Here is a 17080-nt window from a genome sequence, read left to right on the forward strand (position 1 = left end):
GGTCGGGAATAGTCTCAACGGACGATCTCCCGGATGCGATCTGCAGTTAGACTCGGCCAGCCCATTGGCCCAAAAACAATAAAAGAGGTGCAGTTATGGCTCGTTTGCAAAACAAGGTCGCAGTGGTTACCGGCGGCGCATCGGGGATCGGCCTGGCCTGCGTGCGGCGCTTTGCCGCCGAAGGCGCGCAGGTTGTCGGCCTGGACATCGGCAACGCCCCGGCGGATTTTCCGGGTCTGTTCATGACACTGGATGTGCGCGATGAAGCGCAGGTGCAACAGGTCATGCAGGAAATCGTCAATCATTTCGGCCCCATCGATGTGCTGGTCAATGCGGCGGGCGTCGCCGACCAGGGCAGTGTCACCCAGACCAGCACCGCCAATTGGCAACGGGTGCTGGACATCAACCTGACCGGCACCATGCTCACCAGCAAATATGCGCTGGCGTCGATGGAGCCCCGGCGCAGCGGCTCGATCATCAACATCGGCTCGATCTTCGGCCTCCAGGGTTGCGACGGCAACGTTGCGTACAACGTGTCCAAGGGCGGCATCAACCAGCTGACGCGCTCGATGGCAATCGACTTCGGTTACGCCAATATTCGCGTTAACGGCTTGTGCCCCGGCCTGATCGAAACCCCGATGACCAGCATGGTTCGCGAGCACGAAGCCTTCCACGCCTTCTTCGCCTCGCAACACATGCTCAATCGCTCCGGGCAGCCGGAAGAAGTGGCCAACGTCGCCCTGTTCCTGGCCTCGGACGAAGCGTCCTTTGTCAGCGGCCAGATGATCGCCGTGGACGGCGGTTTCTCCGCCGGCCGCCGCTTCGCCCCGCCCGCCGCCTGATTTGTCTCGCCGGGCGCCTGCCCGGCACACCCTTTTCTTCCGCACCTGTCCTCTGGCCGAGGAGGCCCCATGCTGCCTGTCGAAAACGCACTGACCATCGTCCAACTGTTCGCCAACGCTGCCCGCAACTATGGCGACCGCCCGGCCATCGAGGATGACGGACGCTCGATCAGCTACCGGCAACTCGATCAACTGCGCGGCCAAGCCGCCCGGGCGCTGTTGGCGTTGAACGTCCAGCCCGGCGACCGCGTGGCGATCTGGGCACCGAATATCTGGGAATGGATTGTCGCTGCCGGTGCGCTGCAAAGCGTCGGCGCCGCGCTGGTGCCGCTCAATACGCGCATGAAAGGCAGCGAAGCCGGTTTCATCCTGCGTCAGAGCGGCGCCTGCGTGCTGTTTGCCATCGGCGAGTTCCTCGGCGCCGACTATCCGCGCATGCTCGCTGCCGAAGATCTGCCGGCGCTGCGCCACATCGTCACCTTGCGCAGCGATAGCTGGGACGCGTTCCTGGCCTTGGCCAACGATGTATCGCCAGAAACCCTCCAAACACGCGAGCAGGCGCTCGGCCCGCAAGACCTCTCGGACCTGCTGTTCACCTCGGGCACCACCGGCAAGCCCAAAGGCGTGATGAGCAGTCACGGGCAAACCCTGCGGGTGGTGCGCGACTGGAGTGAAGTGGTCGGTTTGCGCGAGGGCGATCGCTACCTGATCGTCAATCCGTTCTTCCATTCGTTCGGTTACAAGGCCGGCTGGCTGGCGGCGCTGATGCGCGGCTGCACCATCGTGCCGCAGCAGATATTCGACGTGCAGGCGGTGCTCGAATGCGTGCAGCGCGAACGAATTACCGTGCTGCCCGGCCCGCCGACCCTTTATCAATCTCTGCTCGCCCATCCGCAGCGCGATGCGTTCGATCTGACGTCCCTGCGCATTGCGGTCACCGGCGCTGCGACGATTCCGGTGGAGATGATCCGCCGCATGCGCGATGAGCTGGGTTTCGCCACCATCGTCACCGCGTATGGCCTGACAGAAACCTGCGGTTTTGCCACGATCTGCCGGCCGGGGGACTCGCTGGAATTGCTCGCGTCCACCAGCGGCCGGGCCATGCCGGGGGTGGAAGTGCGCTGCATCGGCGCCAACGGTCGCAGCCAACCGGTGAACGTCCCCGGCGAAATCCAGGTGCGCGGCTACAACCTGATGCAGGGCTATTTCAATGATCCGCAGGCCAGTCAGGAAGTCCTCGATGCCGACGGCTGGCTGCACACCGGCGACATCGGCGTGCTCGACGAACAGGGTTATCTGCGCATCACCGATCGCCTCAAGGACATGTTCATCACCGGCGGTTTCAACGTCTACCCGGCGGAAATCGAACACTGCCTGCTGGGTTATCCCGGCGTGGCGCAGGTGGCGGTGATCGGCATTCCGGATGAGCGTCTGGGCGAAGTGGCCATGGCTTTTCTGCTGCCGGCGCCGGGTGTCGAGATCGAGCAGACCCGATTTCTCGCCTGGTGCCGTGAGCAGATGGCCAACTACAAGGTGCCGCGCCGGGTGCAGGTGCTGGAGAGCATGCCGCTGAACGCGGCGGGCAAAGTGACCAAGAATGTCTTGCGGGAGTGGGCGTTGAGCTGACTGCTGTCCCCCAGTGGAAGTCCACTGGGGGAATGACCTTCAGATCACCCGCGCCGGATGTTGCTGACGTGGATCGCCCAACAGCGCGCGATGGGATGGCGGCTGACGTCCGCCGTCTTCGCTGATGCCGTAACCGGCAGCGATTTCGGCGGTGATCAGCGTCTGCCCCGAGAGCGCCATCAACTGCGGATCATTGAGCAAGGCGTGAATCACCCGGCCATTGAATTGCGGGGTTTCGGCGTGCGCCAGAAAAGCCTGGTACTGCTCGCCATGCTCTTCGCCGGCAATCCGCGTGCGTTCGGTCAATTGCGGCCCGAGCCAAAGCGATAACGCCGCCACGCCACGGCCCTCGAAATCGATGGCCATGTCCGCTGCCAGTTTGTCGCAACCGGCCTTTTGCGCACCGTACGCCGGGCCGTGCATGTAACAACCGCCGCCAAATGACGAGGTAAAGCAGATCAGCCCTTGTGCGCTGTTCAACAACAGCGGCGCGGCGTGGTAACTGGCGATATATGCCGAGCGCAGGCCGACGTCGAGGATGCGCACCAGGTCCAGCGGCTTCTCCCAGAACGGCCCCGGTTCGATCAATTGGTCATGAATGAACGCTGCATTGTTCACCAGCAGATCCAGCCGCCCGCATTCACGTTCGACCTGGGCGAACAGCGCCGCCACCTGCCCATCGTCGGCGTGATCACAGACCACCGCGACGCCCTCTCCGCCCGCCGCAGTGATTGCGGCAGCCGTGTCGTCCAGCAAGCTATTCAAGGCCTGCCCGTATAAATGCGCGCCTGCCGATTCCGGCGCACGCCCGGTGACATACACCCGCATGCCCGCCGCACCGAGTGCCAGGGCAATGCCCTGACCGACGCCGCGACTGGCGCCGGTCACCACTGCAACTTGCCGCTTCATTTGACGCTCCCGAACTGACTGATCACCGAGCCGCTTTTCTGGCCCTGACGATGGATGTGATTGGCCGCCAGATAACCGAAGGTCATCGCCGGGCCGATGGTGGAACCGGCTCCCGGATAGGTGCGGCCCATCATCGACGCGGCGCTGTTACCGATGGCATACAGGCCCTTGATCGGTTTACCGTCCTCGTGCAGGACCCGGGCGTGAACGTCGGTGAGCAAACCGCCCTTGGTACCGATGTCGCCGGCATCGATGCGCACCGCGTAGAACGGCCCTTTGAACAACGGCGCCAGACACGGATTGGGCTGAACGCTTGGGTCGCCGTAGTAGCGATCGAACAGCGATTCACCTTTGTGGAAGTCTTCGTCGTAGCCGCGCACCGCCATGCCGTTAAAACGCTGCACAGTGCGCAGCAGCCCGGCCGCATCGATACCGATTTTGTCCGCCAGGGTTTGCAGATCCGGCGCCTTGAAAAAGTAATCACGCAGGTGTTCGGGCAGTTGCCAGTCGCGCTGGGCATACCCCGGCAACAGTGCGCCGCAGGGGTATTTGCGGCGAAACTCGGCGTCGAACACCATCCAGCACGGCACACTGACGGCGCCTTCGCGGTTGTTGGCGTACATCGCCTCGACGATATCGGTGTAGGGGGCGGCCTCGTTGACGAAGCGCTCGCCCGCCGAGTTGACCAGCACGCAACCGGGCAACGTCCGCTCAACGAACATCGCCCGTTGTTTTTCCTCGCCGCGAACATGGGTGGTCGGCGCCCACCAGCTGTGTTCCATCAGCGCCGTGCGGGCGCCGATGGCCTGGCCTGCGCGAATGCCGTCGCCGGTATTGTGCGGCGGCGTGGCGCTCCATTCGGTCTTTGACGGTTGCGGCAGATACTGCGTGCGCATCTCTTGATTACGCTCGAAACCACCGGCGGCAATGATCACGCCGTAGCGCGCCTTGACGTTCAGGCGCTGCCCTTCGCGGCAGACCCGCGCACCGCCGACCCGGTCGCCAACAATCAGCAGCTCTTCCAGCCCACAGTTCAGCCACAGCGATTTGCCGCGATCCTGCAACGAGCAACGCAAGGCGCCGATCAAGGCATTGCCCAAGGTCAGGTAACGATCACGCTTCGACAGTCGCCGCCCCTCGCGGTCGCGCCAGTAACGCCACATCACCTTCAGCGTCAGGCGCAACCAGCCGGGGCCACGGCACAGCAGGACCTGCGCCTCTTTCATGGTCATCGCCATGCGCCCCATCATCAACGTTCCGGGGGATGGCGCACGCATGCGCAGAAACTCTTCACCCAGCTCGGCGGCGTCGAACGGTTGCGGATCCATGGAGCGATAGCCGGGTTTGCCGCCTTCGACTTCCGGGTAGTAATCGGCGTAACGCGCCTGGGCCTCGAAGCGCACGCGGGTCTTCTGTTCGAGGTATTCGACCATCGCCTTGCCGTGCTCGACGTAGGCTTCGATGCGCCCGTCGTCAATCTCGCCGTGGGTCACCGCACGAATATAGGCAATCGCTTCAGCAGCGCTGTCGCTGCCGCCCAGGGCCTCGATCCGGTGGTTGCCGGGGATCCAGATCCCGCCGCCGGACACCGCCGAGGTACCGCCGTATTCGTTGCTTTTCTCGATCAGCAACACGTTCAGTCCCAGGTCGTGAGCGCGCAGCGCCGCGGTCATCCCGCCCGCTCCGGAACCCACCACCAGCACATCGCAGCACTCATCCCATTTGATCTCGGCAGCTTTCATGCGATCACCCTTTGCTCAGCGCCTTCAAGGCAAAAACCGCTGGCCGGATCTTCGTCCGGCGCAGTCGGTCTCGGGATTGTTGGGCGCGTGTGCCGGGTGGTCATCGTCCGATGGGACTAAGGGCCAGGCCTCTCGCTCCCGTACAAATCGCTTAGTCCGCTTGGACGATGTTGCGCCCGGTGCGTGACCGCATAGTCGCCCACGGCACCACTTCCCCCCTGAAATGCAGGTCGGGCAGGTCCGACCTGGGCATGAGGACGACATGATAAAAACAATAATCGCCCCACAATCGCTACACCCTCGCGTACAGCTGGCCGTGTTGTTGCTGGCCGGTGGACTGGGCAGCCAGGCCAGCGCGATGACCTTCCAGCCGAACGAAGATCTGAGCGTCGACTGGGACACCACGCTGACCTACAGCCTCGCCTGGCGCACCGAAGGCCGCGATCACAAGCTGACGGCCAACGCCGATGGCAACGACGGCGACAATGCGTTTTCCAAAGGCAGTCTGATCAACAACCGCGCCGGTTTCCTCACCGAAGCCAACATCAAATGGCAGGACGATTACGGCGTGTTCGTGCGAGCCACGGGCTTCTACGACAACGTCTACGATCAGGACAACGACAACAACACCGGCACTTCAAACTGTTTTGCCGGCGGTCATTGCAACCGGCCGGACCGTTTCTCCCAGGACACCATCGATCAGCACCGCAACGAACTGCGCATGCTCGATTACTACGCCTACGGCACCTGGGACCTGGGCGGGCACAACCTCAATGCGCGGCTGGGTAACCAGGTGGTCAGTTGGGGTGAAAGCCTGTTCTACCCCGGTATCTCGGCGGCGCAGAGCCCGGTGGACGCGACCAAATCGACCACGCCCGGTGTCGAGGTCAAGGAAATCCTCCTGCCGGTCGGCCAGTTGTTCACCCAGTTCAGCCTCACCGACAGCCTCGATATCCAGGCCTACTACCAATACAAATGGGAAAAGACCCAGTTGTTCGGGGTCGGCAGCTACTTCTCCACCACCGACTACATCGACGAAGGCGGTTACAACGACGCCAGCGGTTTCGTCACGCGTCTGGCCAACGACAAACCTAGCAATCAGGGCCAGTACGGCGTGGCCTTCACCTACGCCGCCGAGTCGCTGAACAACACCGAGTTCGGCATTTACTACTCGCGTTATCACGACAAGACGCCGTCGCTGGACTTCCAGTCCGAACTGGGTCGCTACCGTGCGGTGTACTTCGACAACATCGACCTGTTTGGCGCCAGTTTCTCCACAGTGATTGGCGACGTCAGTTGGGCCGGCGAAATCAGCTACCGCGACGGCGCGCCGGTGATGGTCAACAACGGTTTCTCCAGCGCGGTACGTGGCAAGACCATGCAAGCCCAGTCGTCGATGATCTACGTGCTCGGCCCGACCTCCTTCGCCGACAACACCACACTGACCGGCGAGGTCGTCTACAACACCGTGATCAGCAACGACAAGTCGGCACCCGTGACCCTGGCGCCGGGCTTCACGTTGCCGGGCACCGACAGCCTGGTCTATGACCGCGAAGCCTGGGGTTACACCGCCCAGGTCAGTTTCGATTACAACGACGTGTTCAGCGGTTGGGACATGTCCGTGCCGATCACCTACAGCACCGCATCCCACGGCGACAGCTCGATTGTCGGCTCGATCAACCAGGGCGAAGGCGACGACCGCGCCAGCATCGGCAGTTCGTGGCGCTATCTGGGCAACTTCACCGTCGAAGCCCGTTACAACGCCTACCTGGGCAACGCCAACAACAGCCCGTTGGCCGACCGCGACAACGTCGCCCTCAACTTCAAATACCGGTTCTGATTCCCCTGTCGGAGGAGCACAGCATGTCTCGATTCACCCAAACGTTATTGAGCACGGCGCTGACCGTCGGCCTGCTCGGCAGTGGCCTGGCCTACGCCAAGGTCAGCCCCGAAGAGGCCGCGCGACTGGGCCAGGACCTGACCCCGATGGGCGCCGAAAAGGCCGGCAACGCCGACGGCAGTATTCCGGCCTGGAGCGGCAAGTGGCGCGGTCTGCCACCGGGCTTGAAGTTTGCCGGGCCCGGCACGCCTTACCCGGACCCGTACGCGGCGGAAAAACCGCTGTTCATCATCGATTCGAAGAACATGGACAAGTACGCCGAGAACCTGTCCGACGGCGAGAAAGCGCTGCTCAAACGCTACCCGGACACCTTCAAGATCCCGGTGTACCCGAGCCACCGCGACTTCCGTGCCGATCAGCGTCTGGAAGACCTGATCAAGAAAAACGCGGTGACCGCCGAACTCGACAACGACAACAACGACACCAAAAACGCCTGGGGCGCCTCGCCGTTTCCGATTCCGAAGAACGGCAGCGAGTTGATGTTCAACCACACCCTGCAAGGCCGGGCCAACACAGAAGAAGCCAACTATGGCCAGGCGGTGGTGTACGCCAACAAGGAAAAGGTGCTGGAAGAGGTCAACTACAAGATCTTCTCGATCTGGTCCAGCCCGGACAAGAACCTCGACAGCGCCAACGGCATTCTGACCAACTTCCTGATCACCACCCTGGAGCCAGTGCGCAAGAAAGGCGAGATCGTGGTCGGTCACGAATTCATCAACCCCACCGCCTCGCCGCGTCAGGCCTGGCAATACAGCCCCGGCCAGCGCCGCGTTCGTCGCGCCCCTACCGTCGGTTATGACTCGCCGACCGGCGCGGGCGGCTTCCGGGTGTACGACGAAGACCGTTTGTTCAACGGCGCGCCGGACCGCTACAACTGGACCATCGTTGGTAAAAAAGAGCTCTACATTCCGTATCACAACTACAAGATCGACGACCCGAGCGTGACGGCTGATCAGATCCTCTCGACCACCGGCCACGTCGATCCGCAGTACATGCGCTACGAAAAACACCGGGTCTGGGTGCTGCAGGCAACGCTCAAGGAAGGCGCCCGCCACGTCTACGCCAAACGGGTTCTGTACCTCGACGAAGACACCTGGTCCGCGACCATGGCCGATAACTACGATTCCCGTGGCCAGTTGTGGCGCACCAACATGCAGACCTCGATCTACGCCTACGACATCGAGCGCTACCACGCCCGCCTCGGCATCTACCATGACCTGATCGCCGGCTCTTATCTGGTTGACCGTCTGCTGGTCGATCAGAAGCCTGCGAAGCTGAATGCCACCGCCTTCTCCGAAGATGAATTCACCCCTGGCAACCTGCGCAAACTCGGCACCCGCTGAACCCATGGCGCCCTGACCGATTCATTCGGTCGGGGCGTTGCGCTTTTTTCAATCTGCACTTTTACGGAAATTGCCCATGAATAAATTGCTCACTGCGGCCCTTGCCGTGGCCGGCCTCGGTTTGTCGATGCAGGCCAGCGCCCTGAACATTCTGCTGACCAACGACGACGGCTGCCGCGCGCCCGGCATCGATGCGATGTACCGCGCACTGACCGCCGCCGGGCACACCGTCACCCTGGTCGGCCCGTTGAACGACAGCAGCGGCATCAGTGCCGCCAGCGTTGTGGTGCCCGGCCAGGCACTGGCAGTGACCGAGCTTGCGCCCGGCAGATTCTGCGTCGGCCCGCCCGAGGGCTACACCGCGCCGGCCGGCAAGACTTCGGCCATCGGCACTCCGGTGGATGCAGTCAACGTCGGGCTGGATGTGTTGCTCAAGGACACGCCGCCGGATCTGGTGGTGTCCGGCATCAACTTCGGTGAGAACGTCGGCCCTCTGACACAGATGTCCGGCACCCTCAACGCTGCGATTCGGGCCATGTTCAAGGGCGTTCCGGCGGTGGCGGTATCGACGGCGATAGACATGGACCTGATCATGCGCGACCAGCAGGCCGGCTACCGCAAGACCCTGGGCGCCATGGATGACACCGCGAAGTTTGCGGTGAAGGTCATCGATCAGGCCCATCGGAGCTGCGCCAAACACAACTGCAAACTGAATGTGCTCGGGCTGCCAGGCGTCAACGGGCTGAACCTCAACTACCCGGCGTTACCCGCGCGTGAAGTCAAAGGTGTGAGCTTTGCCCCGATCGGCAATTGGGACCGGGTGAACTTCACCTCACAGCGCGGCGCCGACGGTACGGTTCACGTCAACCTGGTTGCGCCACCGACACCCACAGCCACTCAACAGCAGGCCGATGCGTATCAGCTATGGCAGGGCCATGCAGTGATTACGGTGATCGCCGGCAATATGAGCGCGCCGCAGGCAGTGCAGGATCAGGCGAAGAAAATGCTCAAAAGCATCCAGCCTTGAACCGACACAACCCCTGCAGGTCATCACCCGCAGGGGTTGAACGGTTTCAGACAGCGGGCTGGAACGGGATGAACTCGGTGACTTCGAGATCAAACCCCGACACCGCTTTGTAGGGCACCGGCGAACTCATCAAACGCATCTTGCGCACGTTCTGATCGCGCAGGATCTGCGCGCCGATGCCCAGCGTACGGTGCGGAAAATGCGGCGGCCGCGATTTACCGCCGCTGCGCTGACGCAATTGCTCAAGCACGCCTTCAGCGGTTTCCTTCTGCGCCAGTAACACCAGCACGCCGCAATCGGCCGCCGCGATACACGCCAGCGAACGTTCAAGGGTCCATTGCTGCGGTCCGCTTTCACTTTCGCACCCCAAGGCATCGCGAAGGGTTTCGGTGCTTTGCACCCGCACCAGCACCGGTTGAGCGCTGTCGATCCGGCCTTTGACCAGCGCCAGATGCAGCGCGCCTTGATAGGTGTCCTGATACGCCGTCACCTGAAACTCGCCGTGGCGAGTGAGCAAGGGATAGGCCTCGCCGCGTTCGATCGTGCCTTCGTGAAGGATGCGGTAGTGAATCAGCTCGGCAATGCTGCCGATGCGCAGGCCATGGCGGCGGGCGAATTCGTGCAGTTGCTCGCCACGGGCCAGTTCGCCGTCTTCGTCGAGAATGCCCACCAGCGTCGCCGCCGGTTGCAGGCCCGCGAGGCGGGTCAGGTCACACGCGGCCTCGACATGCCCGGCCCGCTGCATGACGCCACCGGGCAAGGCCTGCACCGGAAAGATATGCCCCGGTTGCACCAGATCCGCCGGGCCGCTGGCCGGGTCGACCGCCACCTGAATCGAACGCGCCCGGTCGGCCGCGCTGATCCCAGTGGACACACCGGTAGCCGCCTCGATCGACCGGGTAAACCCCACGCCGTGCTGCGCCCGCGAATGGGGGACCATCAGGTCCAGCCCCAGTTCGCGGCAACGCTGTTCGGTCAGTGCCAGGCAGATCAAGCCGCGCGCCTGTACCGCCATGAACGTCACTGCTTCGGCGCCCGCCCGTTCGGCGGCCATCAGCAGTGAGCCTTCGGCGTTGTTCTCGTCATCGGTGATGACCACCATCTGCCCCGCCGCGATGGCTTCGAGCAGTTGCGGCACGCTGTCGAACGCCAGACTCATTGCAACGCCTCGCGCAGGTCAGCAGCGGCTTCGGACAACACCTGAGCAGCGCCTTCGACAAACGGCGCCATGCTGATGAAACCGTGAATCATCCCTTCACAGCGCTGCACCCGCACGGGCACTTCGGCTTGTCGCAGGCGCTCGGCGAACGCCTCGCCTTCGTCACGCAACGGATCGAATTCGGCGGTGATCAGGGTCGTCGGCGGCAAATGCGCCACGCTTCCGGCGCGCAACGGCGAAGCCAACGGATCATCGCCCTGCCCGTCTTCCTGCAAATACTGCTGCCAGAACCAGTTCATCATGGCGCCGGTGAGGAAGAAGCCATCGGCAAATTCCCGGTAGGACTGGCTGTCGCAACCGGCGTCGGTAACCGGATAGAACAGGCATTGATAGCGGATTTTCGGCCCCTGCCGTTGCTCCGCCAACTGACTGACCGCCAGCGCCAGATTGCCCCCGGCGCTGTCGCCAGCCACCGCGAGCCGACTGCCATCGACGCCCAGTTGCGCCGCGTGCTCCACCAGCCAGCAGGTCGCCCGGTAACAATCCAGCGGCGCCGCCGGGAACGGGTGCTCCGGCGCCAGGCGATAAGCCACCGACACCACCACGGCGTCGGTCAGGTGAGCCAACGAACGGCACAGGTTGTCGTGGGTATCGAGGTTGCCGACGACAAAACCGCCGCCATGGAAATACACCAGCAACGGCAGATTGCTCTCTTCCGACGGCCGATACAGACGCGCGTCCAGTTCGCCAATCGCACCCTCGACCCGCAAGTTGCGCACTTCGATCATTGGCACGCCCGGTATCGCCGGCTGCATGTTGTCGCAGAACTGCCGATAGTGCGCGGCATCGAGCTGACTGTAATCGGGTGCCGGCAGGTCGCTGAATTGCTGGAGTATCAGCGCGATCTGTTTATCGAGCGGCATGGGCATCTTCCTCTACATCGGACAGTTTGAATTGTGGGTTGGACTCTTCCAGGATGCTCCGCACCCGGCGCTGCAGCGCCACTTTGAAGCCTTTGTGGGGAAAGACCCAGAAGCGCTTTTCGGCGATGGCGGCGAACACCTGCTCTGCCAGTTGCGCGGGTGTCATGCCCTGGCGAATGCTGTTGTCGAGCAATTGACTGAAGGACGAACCGGCGCCGTCGACCACTTGATTGGAGGCCATGATTTCACTGGCCACCGGCCCCGGGCACACGACTGAAACGGACACGGGCGCACCGAGCTGGGTCAATTCGTAATGCAGGGTTTCCGACAGCGCCACCACCGCCTGCTTGGTCACGTTGTAAGGCGCCATCAACGGGCTGCTGAGCAGACCGGCCAGGGACGCGGTGTTGATCACATGGGCCGGACGGCCCTGACGCAGGAACAGCGGCACGAAACAGCGAATGCCGTTGATGACCCCGCAGAGGTTGACGTCGAGCATCCGTTGCCACTGCGGCGCGGTGATTTCCCAGCTGTGGCCGGTCTGCATTACCCCGGCATTGTTGAACAGCAGATCGACTCCACCAAAGTGATCGAGGGCGACATCGCGCAAGCGCTCCACCTGTTCCAGATCGCCGACATTGGTGACGCAGGCGACTGCCTGCGTTCCCCCGCTTCGCAGTTCTTCGCAAAGCTTTTCCAGCCGCAACCCATCGAGATCGGCCAATACCAGGCGCATCCCCAGTTTCGCCGCATGCTCGGCCAGCCCGCGGCCGATGCCGCTGGCGGCACCGGTAATGACCGCGACCGGCCCTGATTGCTCATTCATTGCCTGCTCCTGACAAAAGTCCGATGGCGTCAGTAGACCGGGCGCCGGTCGGCCGGCCATCGTCCATTCAGACGATGCCCGCTTCTACAGGGGCGGCAGAATCTCCAGCAAGCTCAAACCCGTGAACCTGGGAGAATAACAAGATGAGTACCCTGCACCGTATCGAAGCCAAACTGCTGGAAGACCGCTACGCACGCGGCTGGCACTGCCTGGGTCTGGCCGCCCGCTACCGCGACGGCAACGCCCACCGTCTGGACGCTTTCGGCACCCGGCTGGTGGCGTTTCAGGGCGAGGACGGCGAGCTGCACATTCTCGACGGTTATTGCCCGCACATGGGCGCCGACCTCAGCACCGGTTGCGTCGAAGGCAATTCGATTCGCTGCCCTTTCCACGCCTGGCGCTGGGGCGCCGACGGCGTGTGCGATGACATTCCCTACGCCAAACGCATTCCGCCACGGGCCAAGCTCAAGAGCTGGCCGCTGATGGAAGAAAACCATCTGCTGTTCGTGTGGAATGACCCGGAAGGCAACCCGCCGCTGCCCGAGCAACGCATCCCGCGCATCGACGCCTGCTTCAGCGACGATTGGGCCGAGTGGGAAGTCGCCGAGTTGCAGATCGACACCAACTGCCGCGAACTGATCGACAACGTTGCCGACATGGCGCACTTCGGCACAGTACACGGCGCGCCGGTCGAAGCCTTCAGCAACGTATTCGAAGGCCACCTCGCGACCCAGATCATGAGCGCCCGCAGCGAGCGGCTGTCCGGCGACAGCGCTTTGACCACCGTCGCCACCTACTACGGGCCGGCCTACCAGATCACCGAAATGACCGGTGCCATGAACGGCCAGCCGATCCACTCGATCCTGCTCAACTGTCATGTGCCGATCGACCTCGGCAGTTTCACCCTGCGCTACGGCGTACTGGTGAAAAAGATTCCGGGCCTGAGCGAAGAACAGAATCAGGCGATGGCCAAGGCCTATGTGCAACAGGCCCAGGCAGCCTTTTACGAAGACGTGTCGATCTGGCACAGCAAGACCCGCGTCGATAACCCGTTGCTCTGCGATGGCGACGGCCCGGTCTATCAATTGCGGCGCTGGTACGAGCAGTTCTACACCGATGTCGGACTGCTTTCCGCGGATGTGCAGGACCAGAAAGTGTTCATCGTGAGGGCCCGCGAACAGGCCTGATCACGGGGCTGTCGCGTTTTTGTGCCTGGCCGGCCGCCGCCGGTCAGGCCTCGTGCCCGGGCGTTGCAAGTGGTCGATACAGGCGCTTATTCTCGGGCACCGCAAACCACTAATAATAAGAACGGGTTCCCCATGCAGCAGAGCCTCAGCCTCGACACGTTCAGCGATCTCATCGGCAACCTGTATCAGGGGCCGCTGGAAACCATTCCCTGGGCGACCTTTCTCAACCAGCTCAACGTCTACCTGAAAAGCAAATACGTGACCTTCATCCTGCGGCCGCCCAGCACCCATGTGGACGGACTGATGGTCAACACCACCGGCACCTCGACCGAGGCCGTTGCCTCGTACAACACCCATTTTTTCACCCTCGACCCCTTCGTCGGCCTGCCCAATCGCCAGGTGGTGACCCTCGCCGAATTCGTCTCCAGCGATGACTGGCAAAAATCCGAGTTCTACAAGAACTTCCTCGAAGCGGTGGACGTGTTCCATATCCTCGGCGCCGACATCAACACCTGCGACGGCGCCCAGTGCCGGATCCGTATCAGTCGCGGGCGGGATGACAAGCCGTTTGGCGATGAAGAAAAAACCCTGCTCGCGCATTTCATTCCGCACCTCGAGCGCTCGATCAAGGTTCACATGCAGCTCAACCGCATCGAGGTCGAACGCAACCTTTACGCCGGTGCGGTGAATCAGATGGCGGTCGGCACGATCATCCTCGACGAGGCCGGCAAGGTGCTGCAGACCAACCAGGTGGCCGACCGGCTGATCCAGGAAAAGGACGGCATCAAACTGGTCAACGACGGGCTGCAGGTCGGTACCGACCGCGACACCCAAGAGTTTCGCCGGTTGGTGAAGCAGTCGCTGCTCTCGCAGAAAAGCAGCAACCCGTCGATGGTCGAAGCGCTGCGCGTACAGCGGCCGTCCGGGCGCGCCGACCTGGGCATCATCGTGCGTTCGGTGCCGCTGTCGGAGTGGAGCGAAGGCAAGCAGTGCCCGACGGTGGTGATCTTCATCAGCGACCCGGAGCAACAGTCCACCGCGCCCCAGGAGATCGTCCGCGCCCTGTTCGACTTCACTCCCGCCGAAACCCAGCTGGCGATGTTGCTGGCCAACGGGCTGACCCTCGATGAAGCCTCGGAAGAACTCGGCATCAGCCGCAACACCGCGCGCGCCCACCTGCGTTCAACCTTCTCCAAGACCGGCGTGACCCGCCAGACCATGCTCGTGCGCCTGATCCTGCGCAGCGTGGCCACCCTCGGCTGACACCCGTCCCGCGCCATCGTCCGCCCGGGCGATGGCTTCTTTGCCTGACTAGTCCATTCAGACGACGCCGAATATCTCCCGCCGCCCTACCTTGCCTCTACAACAATAAAAATCCGTATGAGGCCCGCGATGCGACATTCCACCTGCGCCCTGCTCCTGATCGTCTGCGTCGGCAGTTCCGTCAGCCTGTGTCAGTTGTTCAGAAACGAAGCCTATCGACCGAGCACCGCGCTCCTAGGCTGTTCGAGCACGGCAGTCAACTGCTACCCGCCGCTGGTGCGCAATCTGCTCCCGTAAACATGCGCCCATAAAAAAGCACCGGCCTGCAAGCAGCGCCGGTGCTTTTTGTTGTCAGCCGAGGATCAGGTCGGCAGGAAGCCCCGCGCCCGGGACAGGGTCAGCGCCAGGTCTTCGATCATGTCTTCCTGACCGCCGACGGTGCCGCGCCGCCCCAGCTCCACCAGCAGCTCGCGGGCGGCAACCAGGTACTTTTTCTCGGCGCGTTTGGCAAACAGCAGGAACGAGCTGTAAACCCCGGCGTATCCCAGCGTCAGGGCATCGCGGTCGAGGCGGATCGGCTGGTCCATCATCGGCACGATCAGGTCTTCGGCGACGTCCATGATCCCGTACAGGTTGACGCCGCTTTCAACGCCCATCCGCTCCAGCACCGCAACGAACACTTCCAGCGGCGTGTTGCCCGCACCGGCACCCAGCCCGGCCGCCGAACCGTCGATACGCGCGGCGCCCGCCTCGATCGCGGCCAGGGAGTTGGCAATCGACATGCCCAGGTTGTGATGGCCGTGAAAGCCCACTTCGGTGCCGGCGCTCAGGCCGGCGCGCAGTACGCCGACTTTCTCGCTGACCTCGTCCGGGAGCATGTAGCCCGCCGAGTCGGTGCAGTAAATACAGTTGGCGCCATAACTCTCCATCAGCCGCGCCTGCTCCAGCAGTTTTTCTGCGCTGACCATGTGGGCCATCATCAGGAAACCGACCGTATCGAGGCCCATTTTCGCGGACATACCAATGTGCTGACCGGAAACGTCAGCCTCGGTGCAGTGGGTAGCGACGCGGATGGTCGACACCCCGTGTTCATGGGCCATGCGCAGGTGATCGAGGGTGCCGATGCCGGGCAACAACAGCGCCGAGACTTTTGCCTGGCGCAACCGTGGAATCACCGCCGAGAAGTATTCCTCGTCGCTGTGGGCCGGCATCCCGTAGTTCAGCGATGCACCACCGAGGCCGTCGCCATGGGTGATTTCGATCAGCGGCACGCCGGCCGCATCGAGGCCGGTGGCCACGGCGATCATCTGGTCCAGGCTGATCTGATGCTGTTTGGCGTGCATGCCGTCGCGCAGGCTCATGTCGTGCAGACGAACGCGTTTACCTTGCAGATTCATGGTCATTCTCCACTTAACGGGCGGGCAGTTGCAGGGCGCCCTTGTGGGCTTCTTCGGCGAACATTTCGGCGGTGCGCAGGCCGGCGGCGGTCATGATGTCGAGGTTGCCCGCCGACTTGGGCAGAAAATCCCCGAGGCCTTCCACCTCGATGAAGATCGAGACCTTGCGGCCATCGAACACCGGGCCGTTGATCAGCTTGTAACCGGGCACATAACGCTGCACTTCCTCGACCATCTGCAACACCGAGGCGCGAATCCGCTGCTGATCCGGCTCGTCGTCCGTCAGGCAATGGATGGTGTCGCGCATCATCAGCGGCGGTTCGGCCGGGTTGATGACGATGATCGCCTTGCCGCGACGGGCGCCGCCGATCTTCTCGACCGCGCCGGCCGTGGTGCGGGTGAACTCGTCGATGTTCTGCCGCGTGCCCGGGCCGACCGAGCCGGACGACACGGTGGCGACAATTTCGCCGTAACTGACCGATTGCACCCGCGACACCGCCGCCACCATCGGGATCGTCGCTTGGCCACCGCAGGTGACCATGTTGACGTTCATCGCCAGCGACGCCGCGTGCTCCTTGAGGTTGACCGGCGGCACGCAGAACGGGCCGATGGCCGCCGGCGTCAGGTCGATCATGATCACCCCCAGCTCGTTGAGCTTGCGGCTGTTCTGCTCGTGGACGTAGGCCGAGGTCGCATCGAAGGCGATGCGAATGTCATCGTCGAGCACGTGGGGCAGCAATCCGTCGACGCCGCCCGCGGTGGTTTTCACCCCCAGTTCGCGGGCGCGTTTGAGGCCCTCGGACTCGGGGTCGACGCCGACCATCCACACCGGCTCGATCCATTCTGATCGGTGCATTTTCATCAGCAGGTCAGTGCCAATGTTTCCCGGGCCGATAATGGCCGCTCTGAGTTTCTTGTTCATCCGGTTAAACCCCA

14 protein-coding genes are annotated in these 17080 nt (G+C 62.9%); 7 read left to right on the forward strand and 7 right to left on the reverse strand.

What is annotated here, in order from left to right; translation table 11 throughout:
- Positions 1-95: 95 nt before the first annotated feature.
- Both AC1Q9F_RS02875 and AC1Q9F_RS02880 read left to right on the forward strand, forming a co-directional pair.
- The gene (locus AC1Q9F_RS02875) at positions 96-842 is read left to right on the forward strand and encodes an SDR family NAD(P)-dependent oxidoreductase (protein ID WP_492619037.1); all 747 of its coding nucleotides are present in this window, start codon (positions 96-98) and stop codon (positions 840-842) included.
- Positions 843-911: 69 nt separating this feature from the next.
- Positions 912-2468 (forward strand): FadD3 family acyl-CoA ligase, encoded by a 1557-nt coding sequence (locus AC1Q9F_RS02880; RefSeq protein ID WP_492619036.1) that lies wholly within the window; start codon positions 912-914, stop codon positions 2466-2468.
- 39 nt (positions 2469-2507) lie between these two features.
- Here AC1Q9F_RS02880 and AC1Q9F_RS02885 read toward each other — a convergent pair whose 3' ends face one another.
- On the reverse strand, positions 2508-3377 hold the full coding sequence (locus AC1Q9F_RS02885; RefSeq protein WP_492619035.1) for an SDR family NAD(P)-dependent oxidoreductase: 870 nt from the start codon (positions 3375-3377) through the stop codon (positions 2508-2510).
- Complete coding sequence (locus tag AC1Q9F_RS02890) at positions 3374-5119, reverse strand: FAD-dependent oxidoreductase (protein ID WP_492619034.1); 1746 nt, start codon at positions 5117-5119, stop codon at positions 3374-3376. Before AC1Q9F_RS02890 ends, AC1Q9F_RS02885 begins: the two co-directional genes overlap by 4 nt.
- 262 nt (positions 5120-5381) lie before the next feature.
- Between AC1Q9F_RS02890 and AC1Q9F_RS02895 the strand changes: the two genes are divergently transcribed.
- From AC1Q9F_RS02895 to surE, 3 genes are all read left to right on the forward strand, one after another.
- On the forward strand, positions 5382-6959 hold the full coding sequence (locus AC1Q9F_RS02895; RefSeq protein ID WP_492619033.1) for a DUF1302 domain-containing protein: 1578 nt from the start codon (positions 5382-5384) through the stop codon (positions 6957-6959).
- 23 nt (positions 6960-6982) lie between these two features.
- On the forward strand, positions 6983-8362 hold the full coding sequence (locus AC1Q9F_RS02900; RefSeq protein WP_492619032.1) for a DUF1329 domain-containing protein: 1380 nt from the start codon (positions 6983-6985) through the stop codon (positions 8360-8362).
- Between the two features lie 76 nt (positions 8363-8438).
- A complete protein-coding gene (gene surE / locus AC1Q9F_RS02905) occupies positions 8439-9389 on the forward strand; it encodes a 5'/3'-nucleotidase SurE (protein ID WP_492619031.1) in 951 nt (316 codons plus the stop codon).
- Between the two features lie 46 nt (positions 9390-9435).
- Here the strand turns inward: surE and AC1Q9F_RS02910 are convergent, their stop codons facing one another.
- Genes AC1Q9F_RS02910 through AC1Q9F_RS02920 form a run of 3 tightly spaced genes read right to left on the reverse strand, consistent with a single transcriptional unit; the run spans position 9436 to position 12297 of the window.
- The gene (locus AC1Q9F_RS02910; protein ID WP_492619030.1) at positions 9436-10548 is read right to left on the reverse strand and encodes a 3,4-dihydroxy-2-butanone-4-phosphate synthase; all 1113 of its coding nucleotides are present in this window, start codon (positions 10546-10548) and stop codon (positions 9436-9438) included.
- The gene (gene lipP1, locus AC1Q9F_RS02915) at positions 10545-11471 is read right to left on the reverse strand and encodes a LipP1 family hormone-sensitive lipase (protein WP_492619029.1); all 927 of its coding nucleotides are present in this window, start codon (positions 11469-11471) and stop codon (positions 10545-10547) included. Before lipP1 ends, AC1Q9F_RS02910 begins: the two co-directional genes overlap by 4 nt.
- Entirely contained in the window at positions 11458-12297 is an 840-nt protein-coding gene (locus AC1Q9F_RS02920) for an SDR family NAD(P)-dependent oxidoreductase (protein WP_492619028.1), read from the reverse strand. The genes lipP1 and AC1Q9F_RS02920 overlap by 14 nt, the downstream gene beginning before the upstream one ends.
- A gap of 143 nt (positions 12298-12440) precedes the next feature.
- Between AC1Q9F_RS02920 and AC1Q9F_RS02925 the strand changes: the two genes are divergently transcribed.
- Together AC1Q9F_RS02925 and AC1Q9F_RS02930 are read left to right on the forward strand one after the other, a co-directional pair.
- Positions 12441-13484: a 3-ketosteroid-9-alpha-monooxygenase, oxygenase component gene (locus tag AC1Q9F_RS02925; RefSeq protein ID WP_492619027.1), complete on the forward strand. Its 1044-nt coding sequence runs from the start codon at positions 12441-12443 to the stop codon at positions 13482-13484.
- A 132-nt stretch (positions 13485-13616) separates the two neighbouring features.
- Positions 13617-14747 (forward strand): helix-turn-helix transcriptional regulator, encoded by a 1131-nt coding sequence (locus tag AC1Q9F_RS02930; protein ID WP_007951349.1) that lies wholly within the window; start codon positions 13617-13619, stop codon positions 14745-14747.
- A 362-nt stretch (positions 14748-15109) separates the two neighbouring features.
- Here AC1Q9F_RS02930 and dmpG read toward each other — a convergent pair whose 3' ends face one another.
- Both dmpG and AC1Q9F_RS02940 read right to left on the reverse strand, forming a co-directional pair.
- Positions 15110-16144, reverse strand: a complete 1035-nt coding sequence (dmpG, locus tag AC1Q9F_RS02935; protein WP_492619026.1) for a 4-hydroxy-2-oxovalerate aldolase — start codon at positions 16142-16144, stop codon at positions 15110-15112.
- 13 nt (positions 16145-16157) lie between these two features.
- The gene (locus tag AC1Q9F_RS02940) at positions 16158-17066 is read right to left on the reverse strand and encodes an acetaldehyde dehydrogenase (acetylating) (RefSeq protein ID WP_492619025.1); all 909 of its coding nucleotides are present in this window, start codon (positions 17064-17066) and stop codon (positions 16158-16160) included.
- Between the last annotated feature and the right edge of the window lie 14 nt (positions 17067-17080).

The sequence above is a fragment of the Pseudomonas sp. GW823-FHT04A03 genome, from assembly GCF_058796615.1.

Coding starts and splice junctions, on each gene's coding strand:
- AC1Q9F_RS02875 (WP_492619037.1), top strand. CDS start 96: ATGGCTCGTTTGCAAAACAAGGTCGCAGTGGTTACCGGCGGCGCATCG.
- AC1Q9F_RS02880 (WP_492619036.1), top strand. CDS start 912: ATGCTGCCTGTCGAAAACGCACTGACCATCGTCCAACTGTTCGCCAAC.
- AC1Q9F_RS02885 (WP_492619035.1), bottom strand. CDS start 3,377: ATGAAGCGGCAAGTTGCAGTGGTGACCGGCGCCAGTCGCGGCGTCGGT.
- AC1Q9F_RS02890 (WP_492619034.1), bottom strand. CDS start 5,119: ATGAAAGCTGCCGAGATCAAATGGGATGAGTGCTGCGATGTGCTGGTG.
- AC1Q9F_RS02895 (WP_492619033.1), top strand. CDS start 5,382: ATGATAAAAACAATAATCGCCCCACAATCGCTACACCCTCGCGTACAG.
- AC1Q9F_RS02900 (WP_492619032.1), top strand. CDS start 6,983: ATGTCTCGATTCACCCAAACGTTATTGAGCACGGCGCTGACCGTCGGC.
- surE (WP_492619031.1), top strand. CDS start 8,439: ATGAATAAATTGCTCACTGCGGCCCTTGCCGTGGCCGGCCTCGGTTTG.
- AC1Q9F_RS02910 (WP_492619030.1), bottom strand. CDS start 10,548: ATGAGTCTGGCGTTCGACAGCGTGCCGCAACTGCTCGAAGCCATCGCG.
- lipP1 (WP_492619029.1), bottom strand. CDS start 11,471: ATGCCGCTCGATAAACAGATCGCGCTGATACTCCAGCAATTCAGCGAC.
- AC1Q9F_RS02920 (WP_492619028.1), bottom strand. CDS start 12,297: ATGAATGAGCAATCAGGGCCGGTCGCGGTCATTACCGGTGCCGCCAGC.
- AC1Q9F_RS02925 (WP_492619027.1), top strand. CDS start 12,441: ATGAGTACCCTGCACCGTATCGAAGCCAAACTGCTGGAAGACCGCTAC.
- AC1Q9F_RS02930 (WP_007951349.1), top strand. CDS start 13,617: ATGCAGCAGAGCCTCAGCCTCGACACGTTCAGCGATCTCATCGGCAAC.
- dmpG (WP_492619026.1), bottom strand. CDS start 16,144: ATGAATCTGCAAGGTAAACGCGTTCGTCTGCACGACATGAGCCTGCGC.
- AC1Q9F_RS02940 (WP_492619025.1), bottom strand. CDS start 17,066: ATGAACAAGAAACTCAGAGCGGCCATTATCGGCCCGGGAAACATTGGC.